A 16,515-nucleotide genomic window follows, 5' to 3' on the forward strand; every position below is an offset into this window, starting at 1 on the left:
GCTGCGGGTCGGCATCGTCTGCCCCTACTCCTTCGACGCCCCCGGCGGCGTCCAGTTCCACGTGCGCGACCTCGCCGAGGCGCTGCAGGCCGCCGGCCACGAGGTGTCGGTGCTCGCCCCGTCCAGCGACGACATCAACCTGCCCGGGGTCGTCACCGCCGCCGGCCGCGCCGTCCCCGTGCCCTACAACGGGTCGGTCGCACGGCTCACCTTCGGGCCGCTCACCGCGACCCGCGTCCGCCGCTGGCTGGAGGGCGGCATCGAGGGCCACCCCTTCGACATCGTCCACCTGCACGAGCCGATGGTGCCGTCGTTGTCGATGCTCGCGCTGTGGCAGGCGACCGAGCCGGTGGTCGCCACCTTCCACACCTCGCAGGTGCGCTCGCGAGCGCTCCAGGTCGCCTACCCGCTCGTGCGCCAGTCCCTGGAGAAGATCGCCGCCCGCATCGCCGTCTCCGAGGACGCCCGCCGCACCCTCGTGGACCACCTCGGTGGCGACGCCGTCGTGATCCCGAACGGCGTCTACACCGAGGTGTTCTCGAGCAGCCCACGCCGCCCCGAGTGGACCGGGACCCCCGACGCGCCGACCGTCGCGTTCCTCGGCCGCCTCGACGAGCCGCGCAAGGGACTGAGCCTCCTCGTGCAGGCCGTCCCCACCATCCTCGCCGGCATTCCCGGCGCCCGGTTCCTGGTGGCGGGCCGCGGCGACGGCATCGTCGCCGAGACCCGCGAGCTGCTGGGGGAGCAGGCCTCGTCCGTCGAGTTCCTCGGCGGAGTCACCGACGCCGAGAAGGCCCAGCTGCTCGCCTCCGCCGACCTCTACGTGGCGCCGCAGACCGGCGGGGAGAGCTTCGGCATCGTGCTCGTCGAGGCCATGGCCGCCGGTGCCGTGGTGGTGGCCAGCGACCTGGGCGCCTTCCAGCGCGTCCTGGACGACGGCGCGGCGGGCGCCCTGTTCCGCAACGGCGACCCCGCCGACCTCGCCGACACGGTGCTGTCGCTGCTGGCCGACCCGGCGCGGCGCGAGGCCTACCGCGCCCACGCCGCCGAGTGGGTCCAGCGGTTCGACTGGTCCGGCGTCACCGAGCAGGTGCTCGCCGTGTACGACATGACGCTCGCCGCCGACAACGCGATCGGCGGCGACGTCGTCGGACGGGTCATGGGGCTGTTCCCACGCCGTGTGGGAGGCGACGCATGACCTGGTCCGAGATCGCGCTCATCGCGCTGGGGGCGCTCGCGGTCGGCCTGCTGCTCGCCTGGCGGGGCGCCTCCCGGCTGGACCGGCTGCACCGCAAGGTCGCCGCGTCGCGGATCGCGCTCGACGCGCAGCTCGTGCGCAGGGCTTCGACGGCGGTCGAGCTCGCGGCCTCGGGCGCGCTGGACCCCGCGAGCGCGATCCTGGTGGCGGACGCCGCGTACACGGCGTCGGACGCCGGACCGGTGACCTCGCCCGCCGCCGCGTTGAAGATGGACGGGCTGGGACCGGAGCGGGAGCGGGCCGAGTCCGGGCTCACGGCGACCCTGCGCGAGGCCATGGGGTCGCCGGAGTCGATACAGCTCCTGCAGGCGGGGCCGTCGGGCGAGGTCGTGGCGGCGCTCGCCGCCGCCTGGTACCGCGCGACGCTGGCGCGCCGGTTCCACAACGAGGCGGTCGCGCAGACGCGGAGGGTGCGCAAGCTCTGGTACGTCCGGCTGTTCCACCTGGCGGGCCGGGCGCCGATGCCGCGCACCGTCGAGCTGGACGATGCCCTGCCGCACGCCCTGGAGCCCAACGGCGGATGACCGCCCCGCGAACGGCGGACGGGGCGGGCCGGGGCGGACGATAAGATCTAGGCAGGGCGCCGACCGCGCCCGGAACGACCGGCGTCGATCCCATCGGCGAGAACTTTGCGAGGTAACCGTGACTGAATCCGTGACCGGCGAGAACACCGTGGGTACGGTCGGCACCGCGCGCGTGAAGCGCGGTATGGCCGAGATGCTCAAGGGCGGCGTCATCATGGACGTCGTCACGCCCGACCAGGCGAAGATCGCCGAGGACGCGGGTGCGGTGGCCGTCATGGCGCTGGAGCGGGTGCCTGCTGACATCCGTGCGCAGGGCGGCGTGTCGCGCATGAGCGACCCCGACATGATCGACGGCATCATCGAGGCCGTCTCGATCCCCGTGATGGCGAAGGCGCGCATCGGGCACTTCGTCGAGGCGCAGGTGCTGCAGTCGCTCGGTGTCGACTACATCGACGAGTCCGAGGTGCTGACGCCGGCGGACTACACCAACCACATCGAGAAGTGGAACTTCACCGTGCCGTTCGTGTGCGGTGCGACGAACCTGGGTGAGGCGCTGCGCCGCATCACCGAGGGTGCGGCGATGATCCGCTCGAAGGGTGAGGCCGGCACGGGCGACGTGTCGAACGCGACCACGCACATGCGCCAGATCCGCCAGCAGATCCGCCGCCTCACGTCGCTCCCGGAGGACGAGCTCTTCGTCGCCGCCAAGGAGCTGCAGGCGCCGTACGAGCTGGTCAAGGAGGTCGCGACCACGGGCAAGCTCCCGGTCGTGCTGTTCACGGCGGGCGGCATCGCCACGCCGGCGGACGCCGCGATGATGATGCAGCTCGGTGCCGAGGGCGTGTTCGTCGGCTCCGGCATCTTCAAGTCGGGCAACCCGGCCCAGCGCGCCAAGGCGATCGTCCAGGCCACCACGTTCTTCGACGACGCCGACGTGATCGCCAAGGTCTCGCGTGGTCTCGGCGAGGCGATGGTCGGCATCAACGTCGAGGAGGAGCCGGCGCCGGTGCGGCTGGCGGAGCGCGGCTGGTGACGCTCTGTTCCCAGGGCGTTGATCTGCCCTAATGCGGTTGAAGAGGCCCTGCAGACTTCACCTCTGCAGGGCCTCGCTGTCTCGTCTACGGAGGCTCGGTGCAGTCTGTGGTTAAGGCGCTAAGGTCGTTCGGTCGATGGTTCCTCACGGGTCGGACTGCGCGAAAGCCGATCAGTGCGGACGGTTCCCGCGAACCTGAGTCGGGCTGGTCCTGGCGAGCGCCAGTCACGGTGCTCACGGCGCTTGGTGTCCTTTTCGGGGCGCTCACGTGGCTGGACAGCCGTGCGGCCAACCGCGAGCAGATTGAGCTGGCGACCGAGGCCAACGAGCGAGAGCGGGCCGACTGGCAACGCGAGGAAGCCCAGCGGGCAGCGGAGTCGACGACCGTAGCCGAGGGGCCCGTTCGCCTGTCCGCCGGGTACCCCTTCTGGATGGGGCCGAAGGGCTACGCCTTTCCCGACGCGCTGTTGGATCTCGGCGGGTTGCCGTGGGACTCGAGTGCACCTGCGCAAGAGCCGGGTTACCGGTGGCTCGCGAGCGGTCCGATCGCATGGGTACCGACGAGCGCATGGGAGTCGGACGTCGTTGTCGAGGCGACAGCGTCCGGAACGGTCCTGGTGCAAGGTGTCGAGGTACGCGACCGGACGTGTGTCGAACCCCTGGACGGGACTTTTCTTGGTATGCCCAATGTGGGCGGCCCCGGAGAAGACGCGCCGCCCATCCTCCTTGGGGTGGATGTTGAGGCGCCGCGGCCGGTCACCCGCGAGCGGGACGGGCTGAAGGAGTTGGGAGACCCTTGGACCGGCCAGCTCGCGCTGGAAAAGGGTGACGCCCGGGCGGTCTCGGTGCGCTTCGTAGCAGCGACGAAGCACTGTACGTTCAAGGCCGACCTGGTCGTGCACGCGAACGGCGCCATCCACCGCATCCCCCTCCCTCATGGGTGGGGCGAGAACGGCGCGCCGGACGGCTACACGTTCGAGATCTCCGGGCCTGTGGCGTCGTACCAGAATGCCTACTACGTCGAGGCGTACGACGACACGGTGATCCAGACGCTTCCTCTGGACGCGGTGGCGGGCTTCATCCGATCCGAGGGCTGACCGCGAGGCTCCGCGGGCATCGCTACCGGATGCCGTGGGATCTGATCCAGCCACCAAGTGGCGTAGGTCAGCGCGGTTCAAGAGCATGGAGATGCTCGCGGACCGAACGCACTCGACTGCGACCCGCATCGTGCGGATCAGCGACTTTTTCTTTGCAGAACAGCGACTTGGGCTCTGCAGAACAGCGGGTTGACGCTTGCAGAACAGCGACTTACGAGGTGTCATAGTGTCGTGACCTCGAACGATATCCTGTCTCGCCATGCCCTCCCGTGGGCCAAGGAGCTCGTCGATTCCTTCCCTGCTGTCGTCGTCGAGGGTGCGCGACAGGTGGGCAAGAGCACACTCGCGACGATGCTTGTCGAGGGCTCGGAGCGCCCTGCGCGTTACCTCACCCTGGACGACGACGTCATGCGCGCCGCCGCGCAGAACGACCCGCAGGCCTTCGTGAATCAGATCCCCGACGGGATGCTCGTCATCGACGAGATCCAGCGTGCCCCCGAACTGTTGCTGCCGATCAAGGCGTCCATCGACCGGCACCGCACCGCGGGCCGGTTCCTTCTCACCGGGTCGGCCGACCTCCTGCGGCTCGAACGAACGCCGGACTCTCTCGCGGGCCGAGCGGTCACATTGCCGCTGCGGACCTTGAGTCAGGGGGAGATCAACGGTCGTCTCGACGACTTCGTGACCCGCTTCGTTGCCGGGGTGGATCCCTTTGACGTCCGCTCGACAGTCTCGCGTGAGGACTACGCGAACCTCCTCGCAGCAGGCGGATATCCGGAGGTCTTCCGGCGGTCACCGCGACTGCGTGCAGCCTGGTTCGATGGATACATCGACCGCATCGTCCAGCGCGACGCCCGCGATGTCCGGCGCCTCGTCGACGGGAACCGCTTGGCGACGGTCCTGCGCCTGGTCGCGGCGAACCAAGCCGGTGAGGTGGTCCGCGCCCGCCTCTCGCGAGACGCCGATGTCCCCGAGACGACCATGACCGCTTACCTCGATCTCGTCGAGACGCTGTATCTCGTCGAGAGGATTCGACCGTGGACGGGGAACCTCACGACCCGCCAGGCTGGCAAGGCCAAGGGGCTCGTCACCGATTCCGCGCTCGCCATGCATCTCTCGGGCGTCACACCGGCCCGTGCTGCTGCACTCGTCGGCGGCGGCGAGCTGCTGGGTCCTCTGCTGGAAGGTCTCGTGGTCTCCGAGCTGCGCAAGCAGCAGACCTGGAGCGATACCCGGTTCTCCGTCTTCCACTACCGCGAGACGTCGGGTGTGGAGGTGGACGTCCTCCTTGAGCTCGACGACGGCCGGGTCCTCGGCCTCGAGGTGAAAGCGAAGCAGACCTACAAGCCCGAGCACTTCCGTGGTCTGCAGCGGCTTGCCGAGCGTCTGGGCGACCGGTTCCTGGGGGGAATCGTGCTCGGCACTGCGGACCAGGGTGTGCGGTTCGGCGAAAAGCTCGTCGGGTTGCCCATCGCCTCCCTGTGGGAGCTCTAACTGGATTCCCTGGTGACCTGAGGTCTGCTCGGGTGCGCGACAATCTTGGACCACGGCATCAACGTCGAGGAGGAGCCGGCGCCGGTGCGGCTGGCGGAGCGCGGCTGGTGACGTTCTGTCCTGTGGGCGTTGCTCTGCCCTAAGGAACTGGAGAGGCCCCGCGGACTTGGTGTCCGCGGGGCCTCTTTGTCTCCTGGTGCGCGCCCGGAAGGGAGAGCCAGCACGGTCCGCTGAGGGACGCTGACCGCAGCGGACCGTCCTGAGCCCTCGCGTTACGCGCGCAGGAAGCTCAGCCATCACCGGCGCCACACCACGCCGCGGAACGAGGTGAGAAGACCTCGGTTGCAAATCACCTTGTGTCGTCTGTTGCCCTATCGGCCCGGCCGTCCGAGGGCAGCGACCTCGCGCACGGCGACGGCCACGGCCCGGGAATCCTTTCGCAGGACGCTTCCATGGTTGCTTCCTACCTTCGCGCTCACCTTCAGGTTCGGGTTGCGGACCAGCAGCGGGTCGATGGACTTGCGCATCTGCTCCTGCAAGTCGTCGCGGCTTCCGACCGCTTCACCGGAGGCGACGACGTACCGGACGGGCACGGCCATGCCGACGACCACGGGCTCGAGGGCGGCATGGAGCAGGTGGGACTCGATGGCGAGATCCGCATGGGTCTCGGCGGAGAACCGCGCGGCCAGACCCAACGGGCGCACCAGTGGCATCAGCGGCCTCATTCGCTTGAACACCTTCCGGATCTCGTCGTGGCCGGCCTCGTCGGTCCAGCCGACCGGATACGGGCCATCGACACCGACCACACCCAGCGCGCGGGCTGGGTTTCGACTCGCCCAGTGCACACCGAGCAGGGCTCCGTACGACCAACCGACCAGCAGTGGACGGTCCACGCCCCTCGCATCGAGGACGGCGTCGATGTCGCGCATGCAGGCCTCGAACGAGTAGTCGGTCGCGAGCTTCGACTTCCCGCGGGCCCGTTCATCGAAGGTGATGTGGCGGTAACCCGGCCCGAGCTCGGCGATGACGCGCCGCCAGTGCCGCTTGGAGGCGTATGAGCCGTTCAGGTAGACAACGGGGGTGCCCGGACCACCGGTGTCTGTGACGGCAAGGGCCGTGTCGTCGATCGGGACCATGCCGGTCCATGCCGCGATGCGGGCGGTCGCAGAGGTCATGATGTCTCCTTCTTCAAGATCGGAAAACGTGGTCGGGGATCGTCTGTGACGAGTCGGAGTCAGCGCGGGTGACCCACGTGACGAGCTGCCAGACGATCCCGTTGGGGTCGGCGAACTGGCAGTAACGCTCACCCCAGGGCTCGGTCGCTGGCGCGCTGATCACCCGGGCGCCGGCTGCCGTCATGCGCGCGTACTCGGCGTCGATGTCGTCGACGACGAAGGCGAGCAGCATGCCCTGCCCTGCAGAGCTGGCGATCTCGGCGGGCTTGAACGTGCCGAGCCCTGTGCGCAGGAAGATCACGTTGATTCCTGCGTCGGGATGCTGCAGCGAGACGAAGCCGTCGGCGGACATCGCCTCGGTGAAGCCGAGATGGGTCTTCGCGAACTCGGCGGATGCCGCCTCGTCAGCGACATTGAGGGATAGGGCTGTGGCGCGCACCTGCATGGTGGTTCCTCTCATCTGGGCTGGGAGTGTGCGGTACTTGCTTACGGTCGGCCGACCGCGAGTTCAGGATTCGGCACGGCGTGCTCTGCGGCTCGGCTGACCTGCTCCCAAGACGACCAGGTCTCGATCCGCTGACGCGAGAGTTGGTGCGCCAGGTCGTAGACCATGCTGCCGAGCAGGAGCCTCAGCGGCGGTTCGTCGCTGTCGACAAGAGTGAGCATCGCCTCAGCGGCGAGCTGCGGGTCGCTGTCGACCGAGCCCTCCACCCACTGCTGCTCGAGCACGGCCCGCAGTGGGCCGTACGCGTCGGATGGTGTCGTCGAGACCATGCCGGAGTAGAGGTTGGTCCAGTAGCCGCCGGGCGGCACGATGGTGACCTTGACGTCGGCCGAAGCGCGCGACGGCGTCCGCCACGGCGGCTTCGACCGCGTTCTTGTCGGTCACGTCGAGCTTCAGCGCGAGGACGCGGTCGCGGTGACGTGCGTCGAAGTCGTCGGTCGTCGCGGTCCGTGCCGCGGCAACCACGCGATCTCCGCGCTCGAGCGCCGCCAGGGCGAGCGCGCGCCCCACGCCTCGGCTGGCGCCCGTGATGAACCACGTACGGGGTGATAGGGAACTCTGTCGCATCGCCACTCCCAGAGATATGAGACGAGACGGTTCGTCTCGTTGCGAGGACCATAGCAGTGGCGCTCTCGTTTTGCAATACGCAACGTCTCGTCTCGCGTTGATGTAGTGGCCGCATGCCGAATCCCGACCCCGCGCGCGCAACGAGAAGTCTCGCCGCGCCGTTCTCACCGCGACGCTCGACCTCCTTCGCGACCTGCTGTGCCCCCGGCTCAAGGTGCCCGGCGCACGCCGGGCTTGACCTTAAGTCCGGTTGAGGTCCTAGCGTCGGGGAGGCCGCATCGCGCACCACTCATCGGAGGAACACATGGCATCCGCGGGAGACAGCCCTCTGGGCACGCCGATCGAAGGGCTGCTCGCCACACCGACGTCGCGGCTCCCGTACCAGCACAACGTGCTGCTGCGCTCGTACGTGCTGCAGCGGCCGCAGGGCAACCTGATCGTGTACAACTCGCCCGGCGTGAGCGAGTCGGCGGACGCGATCCGCGCTCTCGGCACCCCGGCTCGTCTCCTGGTGAACCACGGCCACGAAGCGATGTACGGGCAGCCGGACCTGGACGTGCCCGTCTGGGTCCACGAGGACGACCATGCCAAGGTGGCGAGATCGCTCGACGTGGCGGGTACCTTCGGCGGCCGGGAGATGATCGACGACGACCTCGAGGTGATCCCTACCCCCGGCCATACCGCGGGGACCGCCTCCTACCTCTGGGACAACGGCGCCCACCGCTTCCTCTTCACGGGCGATTTCGTCTGGATCGAGCACGGCGAGTGGAAGGCGGTGGTCCTGAGCCCTGAGCTTCGCCGCGACTACCTCGACAGCCTCGCGCTCGTGCGCGAGATCGACTTCGACGTGCTCGTACCGTGGGGCGCCACCGACGAGGGCCCGTCCTGCATGCTGGTGGCGGACCGGTCAGAGGTGCGCCGCAGGATCGACGCGATCATCGATCGGGTCAGGTCCGGCGGCGACCGCTGACCGTCCGGCGAGTCGTGGACCTGTGACGGTCGACCCGGCCGCTCTACCAGGGTGACGGCTCGTAGTCCTTGAGGAAGCAGCCGTACAGGTCGGTCCCGGCCTCACCCTGGACGATCGGGTCATAGACGCGGGCGGCGCCGTCGACCAGGTCGAGGGGCGCGTGCCAGCCCTCGGCGGCGAGCCGCAGCTTCTCCTGGTGCGGGCGCTCGTCCGTGATCCACCCGGTGTCCACCGCGGTCATCAGGATCCGGTCCTTCTCGAACATCTCCGCCGCGGAGGTCCGGGTCAGCATGTTGAGGGCGGCCTTGGCCATGTTGGTGTGCGGGTGTCCCGCGGACTTGTACCGGCGGGAGAACTGCCCCTCCATCGCCGAGACGTTGACGACGTACCCGCGTCGCGTCTTGGACGTCGCGGCACGCATCGCGGGCCGCAGCCGGGAGATGAGCAGGAACGGCGCGATCGCGTTGCAGAGCTGGACCTCCAGGAGCTCCAGCGGATCCACCTCGTCCACGACCTGGGTCCACGAGTTGGTCGTCTGGAGGTCGGGGAGAAGCCCTCCGGCGTCGACGGCCGTGCCGGCCAGGTGGGCGTCCAGGGAGGCCGAGCCCGCCCGGAGTGCCAGTGCCGTCAGGGACGCCGCGCTGTGCATCGCGACGGCGTCGGCCTGCGACTGCCCCTCGTGGTGGGCGACCGACAAGCCGGTCAGGGCCCCCGCGATCGCGGCCGGGTGCGCCTCCGAGATGCGGTCGAACGTGACCATCTCCGGCGCTTCCAGCCCGTGGGGGAGCGGGGCGACCGGCGCCGACTCGCCCGTGACGAGCTGCGAGTAGGACCCCGGGGACCGGCGGACCGTCTGGCAGGCGTTGTTGACCAGGATGTCGAGCGGGCCCGCCGCGGCGACGTCGTCGGCCAGGGCGATCACCTGGGTGGGGTCGCGCAGGTCGATGCCGACGATCTTGAGCCGGTGCAGCCAGTCGGCAGCGTCGGGCATCGCCGAGAAGCGGCGCACCGCGTCCTTCGGGAAGCGGGTGGTGATGGTGAGGTGCGCGCCGTCGCGCAGCAGGCGCAACGCGATGTACATGCCGATCTTCGCGCGGCCCCCGGTGAGCAGGGCGCGGCGGCCGGTCAGGTCCGTGCGCTGGTCGCGCCGTGCGCGGCTCTTCGCGGCACAGTCCGGGCAGAGGTCGTGGTAGAACGAGTCGACCAGCGTGTAGTCCGTCTTGCAGATGTAGCAGCCACGAGCGGTGCGCAGCTCCCCGGCGAACGTCCCCGGCGCGGTCGAGACCAGCGGGATGCCTGCGGTCTCGTCGTCGATCCGCGCCGCCGAACCGGTCGCCGTCTTCTCGATGACGCTCCGGTCGTGCGCCTGAAGCTCCTCGCGGACCGCGGCCTTGCGGGACTTCTTGAGCAGCTTCCACATGTAACCGGTCGCCCGTTTGACCGTCTGGACGTCGGGATGGTTGGGGTCGAGGTCCTTGAGGCTCCCCAGCACCCGAAGGGTGGTGGCGAGCTCGTCCGGGTCGATCCCCGCGTTCGTTGGCACCCCGTAGGGTAACCGGCGCCCGGGCCCGGTGCCCAGATCGGTCCACGCGAAGCGCCATCGCTGCGTGCCCGGCGGCCCTCACCCTTGAGCGTGGCCGCTCCGGTGTCTTCCGCGTCGGAACAGGCGGGACGTCGTTCCGGCTCCTCGGCACAGCGCGCGACGACTCCTGCCGCGCTCAGCCCTAATCGATTAACAAAGCGGCATCCGTTGACGCCGGGCAAACGCTTACCTTACGGTCGTCCACGCCGATTGGATCGATTCAAGTTCGGTGTCGGATGACATCGCGGCAAGGGAGCCCGTCTCCCTCGTCGCGCCTCGCCAGATCCCCGGCCGTGCCCGAAACGGCCGCGCCGCAGCACAGTCGAGCCAGCTCAAAGAGGAGCGAAACAATGTCCGTACGAAGAAGAGGAAGAACAAGGGTGGCGCTGGTGGCCGGGCTCTCGGGCCTCGCCGTCGTCGCGTCGAGCGTCGTCGCACTGAACACCGCGTCCGCAGCGACGGTCCGCCATGAGGCCGAGGCCGCCCCGGCCGTCTGCGGTGGCGTGGTCGAGGCCAACCACGCCGGGCACTCGGGCAGCGGATTCTGCAACACCGACAATGCCGTCGGCGTCGCGCTCGAGTTCAAGGTCGATGCCGCCGCCGCGGGCACGGTGACCCTGGCGTTCGGCTATGCCAACGGCGGAACGGCCGGCAGGCCGGGCGAGGTCGTCGTGAACGGCGCCGCGGTACGGACCGCGCAGTTCGGCGCCACCGGCGCGTGGACGAGCTGGGTGACCGAGACCGTCACCGCTCAGCTCAACGCGGGCGTCAACACGGTCCGCCTGCAGGCCACCGGTGCGACCGGCCTGGCGAACATCGATTACCTGGACGTCACGACCGGCGACACCGGGGGACCCGGTGGCGACGGCGCCTACGAGGTCGAGGCGCTCACCCGCGGAGTGACCGTCGTGCCTTCGGGGAGCGGCAACCTCGTCAGCTGGCGCCTGCTGGGCACCGACAGCCAGAACGTGGCCTTCAACGTCTACCGCGACGGGCAGAAGCTCAACTCGTCGCCGATCACCGGCGCGACGAACTACCTCGACAGCAGCGGCAGCGGGACCTACACGGTCGCTGCCGTCACCGGCGGCTCCGAGGGGACGCGCTCGGGCACCGAGGCCAGGTTCGGCTCCGGTGGCTACCTCGACGTCCCGATCAGCCGGCCCTCGAGCAGCCACGAGGCCAACGACACCAGCGTCGCCGACCTGGACGGCGACGGTGACTACGAGTACATCGTCAAGTGGTACCCCGCCAACGCCAAGGACAACGCGCAGTCCGGCGTCACCGACAACACCTTCATCGACGCCTACACCCTCCAGGGGACCCGCCTGTGGCGGATCGACCTGGGGCGCAACATCCGCTCCGGTGCCCATTACACCCAGTTCCAGGTGTACGACTACGACGGTGACGGCGATGCCGAGATCGCCATGAAGACCGCCGACGGCACGCGCGACGGCCGCGGCGTCGTCATCGGCAACGCGAGCGCGGACCACCGCAACAGCAGCGGCTACATCCTGACGGGACCGGAGTACCTGACCATCTTCGACGGCCGCACCGGCGGCGCGATCGACACCGTCGACTACCAGCCCCCGCGCGGCAACGTGTCGAGCTGGGGCGACAACTACGGCAACCGGGTCGACCGCTTCCTGGCCGGCACCGCCTACCTCGACGGCGCCACGCCGTCGATGATCTTCGCGCGCGGCTACTACACGCGCTCGGTGATCTGGGCCGTGGACTTCGACGGCCAGAACCTCTCGACACGGTGGATCTTCGACTCCGACGTCAAGGGCTCGCAGTACCGCGGCCAGGGTGCGCACAGCCTGTCCATCGCCGACCTGAACGGCGACGGTCGCCAGGACGTCGTCTACGGGGCGATGGCGATCGGCTCGGACGGCAACGCGCTGTGGAACTCCCGCATGGGTCACGGCGACGCGCTCCACGTCTCGGACTTCGTGCCCAGCCGTGCTGGTCAAGAGGTGTTCATGGTGCACGAGAGCAGCAGCGACCCGTCGTCCAGCCTCATCGGCTCCAACGGCTCGGTCCTGTTCCAGACCAGCCCCAGCGGCGACAACGGCCGCGGCGTCGCCGCGAACGTCACGACCGCCAATCCCGGGGGCGAGTTCTGGTCCTCGAACGTGTCAGACCTGCGGAACGCGTCAGGGAGCTCCGTCGGCGCCAAGCCGGCCTCGGCGAACTTCCTGGCCTGGTGGGACGGCGACGGCGAGCGCGAGCTGCTCGACGGCACCCGGATCACCGACTATCCCTCCGGGACGGCGTTGACCGGGTCGGGCGTGGCGTCGAACAACGGCACCAAGTCGAACCCGGCGCTCTCGGCGGACCTGTTCGGCGACTGGCGCGAAGAGGTGATCTGGCGGACCAGTGACTCCTCAGCGCTGCGCATCTATGCCACGCCGCACAGGACGAACCTGCGCATCGCGACGCTGATGCACGACGTCCAGTACCGCGTCGCCATCGCCTGGCAGAACACCGGCTACAACCAGCCGCCGCACCCGAGCTTCCACATCGGCAGCGAGGTCACGAGCTACCCCTGGCCGGACATCCACACCCCGTAACCGGACGACGGCTCCAGGTCGGGGCGGGCGGACCATGGGGTCCGCCCGCCCCGACACATGAGCGCCCCCGTCGGCATCGACGGCGGTGTGGGCCGGGTGGGCGTCCAGGGCGGCCGAGCCCGCCCGGAGGGCCGTGTTAATCCTTTAGGTTCGTTGCCCGGCCCTGCTCTCCGGCCTGACCGTCATGGTGCGTGCCGGCCCGCCGTGGAGTCGGCCAGGTGCCCGACCAAGGAAGGCGGACCCCCATGCACAGGACACAGGTCTCCCCGAGGAGTCCAGGACGGCGGCGAGCAGTCGCGACAGTCGCGACACTCGCCGTCGGGGCACTGGCGACGATCGGCATGATGGCTCCCGCGAGCGCCGGCCCACCCGTCGACACCTCCGGTGACGACGGCGGCGCGGCGCCGGTGGCAGCACCGTTCGCAGCGGCCGGTGAGTACACCGACCGGTTCCTCGAGATGTACGACAAGATCCACGATCCGGCGAACGGCTACTTCTCGCCGCAGGGCATCCCGTACCACGCCGCAGAGACGCTGATGGTCGAGGCGCCGGACTACGGGCACGAGACGACGTCGGAGGCGTACAGCTTCTGGCTCTGGCTGGAGGCGTCGTACGGCCAGGTCACGGGTGACTGGGCACCGTTCAACGAGGCTTGGGACACGCTCGAGGCCAACATGATCCCGACCACGGAGAACCAGCCGACGAACGGCGCGTACAACCCGGCGGACCCGGCGACGTACGCCCCCGAGCACGACCATCCGAGCCAGTACCCGTCAGAGCTCGACGCCGATGTGTCCGTCGGCCAGGACCCGATCGGCGCCGAGCTGCGCCAGACCTATGGCACGTCCGAGGTCTACGGCATGCACTGGCTGTCGGATGTCGACAACATCTACGGCTTCGGCGCCGCGCCGGGATCGTCGAGCCTGCAGGGACCGGACCACCCCGGCCCCTCCTACATCAACACGTTCCAGCGAGGTCCGCAGGAGTCGGTGTGGGAGACCATCCCGCAACCGTCGATCGACGACTTCTCCTACGGCGGGCCCAACGGGTACCTCGACCTGTTCACGGACGACGCGGCGTACGCACAGCAGTGGAAGTACACCAACGCCCCCGACGCCGACGCCCGTGCTGTCGAGGCCGTGTACTGGGCCAAGCAGTTCGCAGAGGCCCAGGGCGCCGGCGACCAGATCGCGGACACGGTCGACAAGGCGTCCAAGATGGGCGACTACCTGCGCTACTCGCTGTTCGACAAGTACTTCAAGGAGCCCGGCTGCGAGTCGACGTCGTGCCCGGCGGGCAGCGGCCGGAGCTCGGCGCACTACCTGCTGTCCTGGTACTACGCGTGGGGTGGTTCGCTGGACACGTCTGGGCCGTGGGCATGGCGCATCGGGTCGTCGCACGCGCACTTCGGCTACCAGAACCCGCTCGCGGCGCACGCGCTGTCGACGGACCCGGACCTGGTCCCGGCGTCACCGACCGCGCAGGACGACTGGTCGGAGAGCCTGGACCGGCAGGTCGAGCTCTTCCAGTGGCTGCAGTCCGCCGAGGGCGGGATCGCCGGTGGTGCGACCAACAGCGTCGGCGGCGACTACTCCGCCCACCCGGCCGGTGCCGCGACCTTCTACGGCATGGTCTACGACGAGGACCCGGTCTACGAGGACCCGCCGTCGAACCAGTGGATCGGCATGCAGGGGTGGGGCATGGAGCGGATCGCGCAGCTCTACCACGAGACGGGTGACCCGCGGGCCGAGGAGATCCTGGAGAAGTGGGTGCCGTGGGTGCTGTCGGAGATCACCGCCACCGACACCACGTGGGCGGTGCCGTCCACGCTGTCGTGGTCCGGCCAGCCCGACACGTGGGACCCGGCCGACCCGGGCAGCAACGCGGGGCTGCACGTCGAGGTGACGGACCACGGGCAGGACGTCGGCGTCGCCGGCGCTCTCGCCCGGACGCTGATCTACTGGGCGGCCGCGTCCGGCGACCAGGAGGCGGGAGACACGGCGCGTGCCCTGCTCGACGCCATGTGGACGCAGGACAGCGACGCCATGGGTGTCGCCACGGTGGAGACCCGCACGGACTACGGCCGGTTCGACGACGAGTTCACCCCGGGTGGCGACGGCGTCTACGTGCCGCCGGGCTGGTCGGGTACGTACCCGAACGGCGACCAGATCGAGCCCGGGGTGTCGTTCCTCGACATCCGGTCGTTCTACCAGGACGACCCCATGTTCCCCGAGGTGCAGGAGTACCTGGACGGCGGCGACGCGCCGCAGTTCACCTACCACCGGTTCTGGGCCCAGGTCGCCGTCGCGACGGCGATGGCCGACTACGACCGCCTCCTGGGCGACGGCGTCGGCGAGCCGGACACACAGGCGCCGACGGCGCCGACCGACCTCCAGGTCTCCGGCACGACGTCGTCCTCCGTCTCTCTGACATGGGACGCTGCCACCGACGACGTGGGCGTGACGGGCTACGAGGTGCTGCGGGACGGCGAGGTCGTGACCCGAGTGAGCACGACGTCGTACACCGAGACGGGCCTGGACCCTGCCACCGCGTACGAGTACACGGTGCGGGCGTACGACGCCGCGCGCAACGTCTCACCATCTTCCAGCCCGGTCACGGCGACCACGGACGAGGGCACGACCGAGCCGGGTGGCTGCAGCGGCGAGCTGACCGTGGTGAACCAGTGGGGCGGCGGCTTCCAGGCGACCGTCGGGATCACCGCGGGCAGCGCCGCGATCGGCGGCTGGACCGCGACGTTCGACCTGGCACCGGCGTCGTTCGTGCAGGGCTGGAACGGGCAGTTCAGCGCGTCGGGCTCGTCGGTGACGGTGTCCGACGTCGACTGGAACGGGTCACTGGCCGCCGGGGCGTCCACCGAGGTCGGGTTTACCGGGAGCGGTACCGCGCCGGCGTCGGTCCCGGTGACCTGCGCGGCTGACTGAGCATGGTGAGCTAGGTCGACGACGGACGGGCCCCGCGGACGTTGTGTCCGCGGGGCCCTTCTGTGGTCAGCGGTCTGATCAGCTCAGCGGGACCATCCCGGTCCGTCCCTCCCAGGAGCCGTGCTCCGCGAGCGGACGGAAGCGGAACGTCGCGAACTCGCGGTGGAAGTCACGGCGCCGACGTTCGACCATGGCGTCCGCGTGCCGTCGGTCCGGGTGACCGCCGGAGCGGCCGTGCACCATCTCCTCCATCTCGCGCACGGTGCGCCACACGGAGAACGTGGAGATCGTGCGCGGCGGCCGGAAGGCGGCCACGGCGAGCGTGGTGGCGGGGTGGTCGCGCACCTGACGTTCGACGGGTCTGCCCCACTGCAGGAACCGGGGCACCTCGGGCAGACGCATCCGCGCGACGGTCACCGCGACCACGGGCTCGTCCTGGTCCCAGCCGCCCGTCCGGGCCGGCAGCCCGGGCAGCGCCGCCAGCCGGGACCAGCGGCGCAGGTACTCCAGGCGGACGTGCCAGCCGGTCGCCAGGTGGCGACCGAGGACGTCGTCGGACAGGAAGCGGTCCACGGCGTCCTCGTCGCGCCACTGTGCGAACACCGCGATCCGTCGCAGCTGCAACCGGTCCAGTGAGACGGCGGGTGCCCCCAGGCGCATGAGGGCCAGGCACTCGGCGTGGTCCAGTCCGGGAGTGGCGGCGCCCGACGGCGGTCGCAGCAGCGCGCGTGCCGTCACGGCGGGCGGCAGCTCAGCGAGGTGAAAGGTGTGGATCATCGAGCGTGCTCCATCGTGTGG

General features: G+C 69.7%; 13 protein-coding genes. 8 read left to right on the forward strand and 5 right to left on the reverse strand.

Translation table 11 applies throughout. From position 1 onward, the window contains the following. Position 1: 1 nt before the first annotated feature. The 5 genes from LUM46_RS16405 to LUM46_RS16425 all read left to right on the forward strand — a co-directional run bounded on the left by LUM46_RS16405 (position 2) and on the right by LUM46_RS16425 (position 5,406). On the forward strand, positions 2 to 1,198 hold the full coding sequence (locus LUM46_RS16405; protein ID WP_274995464.1) for a glycosyltransferase family 4 protein: 1,197 nt from the start codon (positions 2 to 4) through the stop codon (positions 1,196 to 1,198). Further along, positions 1,195 to 1,782: a hypothetical protein gene (locus LUM46_RS16410; RefSeq protein ID WP_274995274.1), complete on the forward strand. Its 588-nt coding sequence runs from the start codon at positions 1,195 to 1,197 to the stop codon at positions 1,780 to 1,782. The genes LUM46_RS16405 and LUM46_RS16410 overlap by 4 nt, the downstream gene beginning before the upstream one ends. Positions 1,783 to 1,900: 118 nt before the next feature. After that, positions 1,901 to 2,815, forward strand: coding sequence for a pyridoxal 5'-phosphate synthase lyase subunit PdxS (gene pdxS / locus LUM46_RS16415; RefSeq protein ID WP_274995276.1), 915 nt, complete (start codon positions 1,901 to 1,903; stop codon positions 2,813 to 2,815). Positions 2,816 to 3,045: 230 nt separating this feature from the next. Next, positions 3,046 to 3,912 carry a hypothetical protein gene (locus LUM46_RS16420; RefSeq protein WP_274995278.1) on the forward strand — a complete coding sequence of 289 codons (867 nt, stop codon included), beginning with the start codon at positions 3,046 to 3,048 and terminating at the stop codon, positions 3,910 to 3,912. A 231-nt stretch (positions 3,913 to 4,143) separates the two neighbouring features. Further along, positions 4,144 to 5,406, forward strand: a complete 1,263-nt coding sequence (locus tag LUM46_RS16425) for an ATP-binding protein (RefSeq protein ID WP_274995279.1) — start codon at positions 4,144 to 4,146, stop codon at positions 5,404 to 5,406. A gap of 371 nt (positions 5,407 to 5,777) precedes the next feature. Here the strand turns inward: LUM46_RS16425 and LUM46_RS16430 are convergent, their stop codons facing one another. The 3 genes from LUM46_RS16430 to LUM46_RS26700 form a co-directional block, all read right to left on the reverse strand. Further along, complete coding sequence (locus LUM46_RS16430) at positions 5,778 to 6,542, reverse strand: alpha/beta fold hydrolase (protein WP_274995280.1); 765 nt, start codon at positions 6,540 to 6,542, stop codon at positions 5,778 to 5,780. A gap of 52 nt (positions 6,543 to 6,594) precedes the next feature. Continuing rightward, entirely contained in the window at positions 6,595 to 7,041 is a 447-nt protein-coding gene (locus tag LUM46_RS16435; protein WP_274995281.1) for a VOC family protein, read from the reverse strand. A gap of 210 nt (positions 7,042 to 7,251) precedes the next feature. Further along, a complete protein-coding gene (locus LUM46_RS26700) occupies positions 7,252 to 7,653 on the reverse strand; it encodes an SDR family NAD(P)-dependent oxidoreductase (RefSeq protein WP_274995283.1) in 402 nt (133 codons plus the stop codon). Positions 7,654 to 7,957: 304 nt separating this feature from the next. Between LUM46_RS26700 and LUM46_RS16445 the strand changes: the two genes are divergently transcribed. Further along, the gene (locus LUM46_RS16445; RefSeq protein WP_274995284.1) at positions 7,958 to 8,623 is read left to right on the forward strand and encodes an MBL fold metallo-hydrolase; all 666 of its coding nucleotides are present in this window, start codon (positions 7,958 to 7,960) and stop codon (positions 8,621 to 8,623) included. Between the two features lie 43 nt (positions 8,624 to 8,666). Here LUM46_RS16445 and LUM46_RS16450 read toward each other — a convergent pair whose 3' ends face one another. Then, on the reverse strand, positions 8,667 to 10,166 hold the full coding sequence (locus LUM46_RS16450) for an SDR family NAD(P)-dependent oxidoreductase (RefSeq protein ID WP_310243134.1): 1,500 nt from the start codon (positions 10,164 to 10,166) through the stop codon (positions 8,667 to 8,669). 419 nt (positions 10,167 to 10,585) lie between these two features. Here LUM46_RS16450 and LUM46_RS16455 point away from each other — a divergent pair, with 419 nt between their 5' ends. Both LUM46_RS16455 and LUM46_RS16460 read left to right on the forward strand, forming a co-directional pair. Beyond that, positions 10,586 to 12,775 carry a rhamnogalacturonan lyase family protein gene (locus tag LUM46_RS16455; protein WP_274995285.1) on the forward strand — a complete coding sequence of 730 codons (2,190 nt, stop codon included), beginning with the start codon at positions 10,586 to 10,588 and terminating at the stop codon, positions 12,773 to 12,775. Positions 12,776 to 13,020: 245 nt separating this feature from the next. After that, positions 13,021 to 15,717: a glycoside hydrolase family 48 protein gene (locus LUM46_RS16460; protein ID WP_274995286.1), complete on the forward strand. Its 2,697-nt coding sequence runs from the start codon at positions 13,021 to 13,023 to the stop codon at positions 15,715 to 15,717. A gap of 78 nt (positions 15,718 to 15,795) precedes the next feature. Here the strand turns inward: LUM46_RS16460 and LUM46_RS16465 are convergent, their stop codons facing one another. Next, positions 15,796 to 16,494: a hypothetical protein gene (locus LUM46_RS16465; protein WP_274995287.1), complete on the reverse strand. Its 699-nt coding sequence runs from the start codon at positions 16,492 to 16,494 to the stop codon at positions 15,796 to 15,798. Between the last annotated feature and the right edge of the window lie 21 nt (positions 16,495 to 16,515).

The sequence above is a fragment of the Promicromonospora iranensis genome (genome assembly GCF_028994805.1).
GTDB lineage: Bacteria > Actinomycetota > Actinomycetes > Actinomycetales > Cellulomonadaceae > Promicromonospora > Promicromonospora iranensis.

What these genes read in the sequence shown, in the direction of transcription:
- LUM46_RS16430 (WP_274995280.1), bottom strand. Translation starts at nt 6,542, where the DNA reads ATGGTCCCGATCGACGACACGGCCCTTGCCGTCACAGACACCGGTGGT.
- LUM46_RS16410 (WP_274995274.1), top strand. Translation starts at nt 1,195, where the DNA reads ATGACCTGGTCCGAGATCGCGCTCATCGCGCTGGGGGCGCTCGCGGTC.
- LUM46_RS16435 (WP_274995281.1), bottom strand. Translation starts at nt 7,041, where the DNA reads ATGAGAGGAACCACCATGCAGGTGCGCGCCACAGCCCTATCCCTCAAT.
- LUM46_RS16465 (WP_274995287.1), bottom strand. Translation starts at nt 16,494, where the DNA reads ATGATCCACACCTTTCACCTCGCTGAGCTGCCGCCCGCCGTGACGGCA.
- LUM46_RS26700 (WP_274995283.1), bottom strand. Translation starts at nt 7,653, where the DNA reads ATGCGACAGAGTTCCCTATCACCCCGTACGTGGTTCATCACGGGCGCC.
- LUM46_RS16445 (WP_274995284.1), top strand. Translation starts at nt 7,958, where the DNA reads ATGGCATCCGCGGGAGACAGCCCTCTGGGCACGCCGATCGAAGGGCTG.
- LUM46_RS16460 (WP_274995286.1), top strand. Translation starts at nt 13,021, where the DNA reads ATGCACAGGACACAGGTCTCCCCGAGGAGTCCAGGACGGCGGCGAGCA.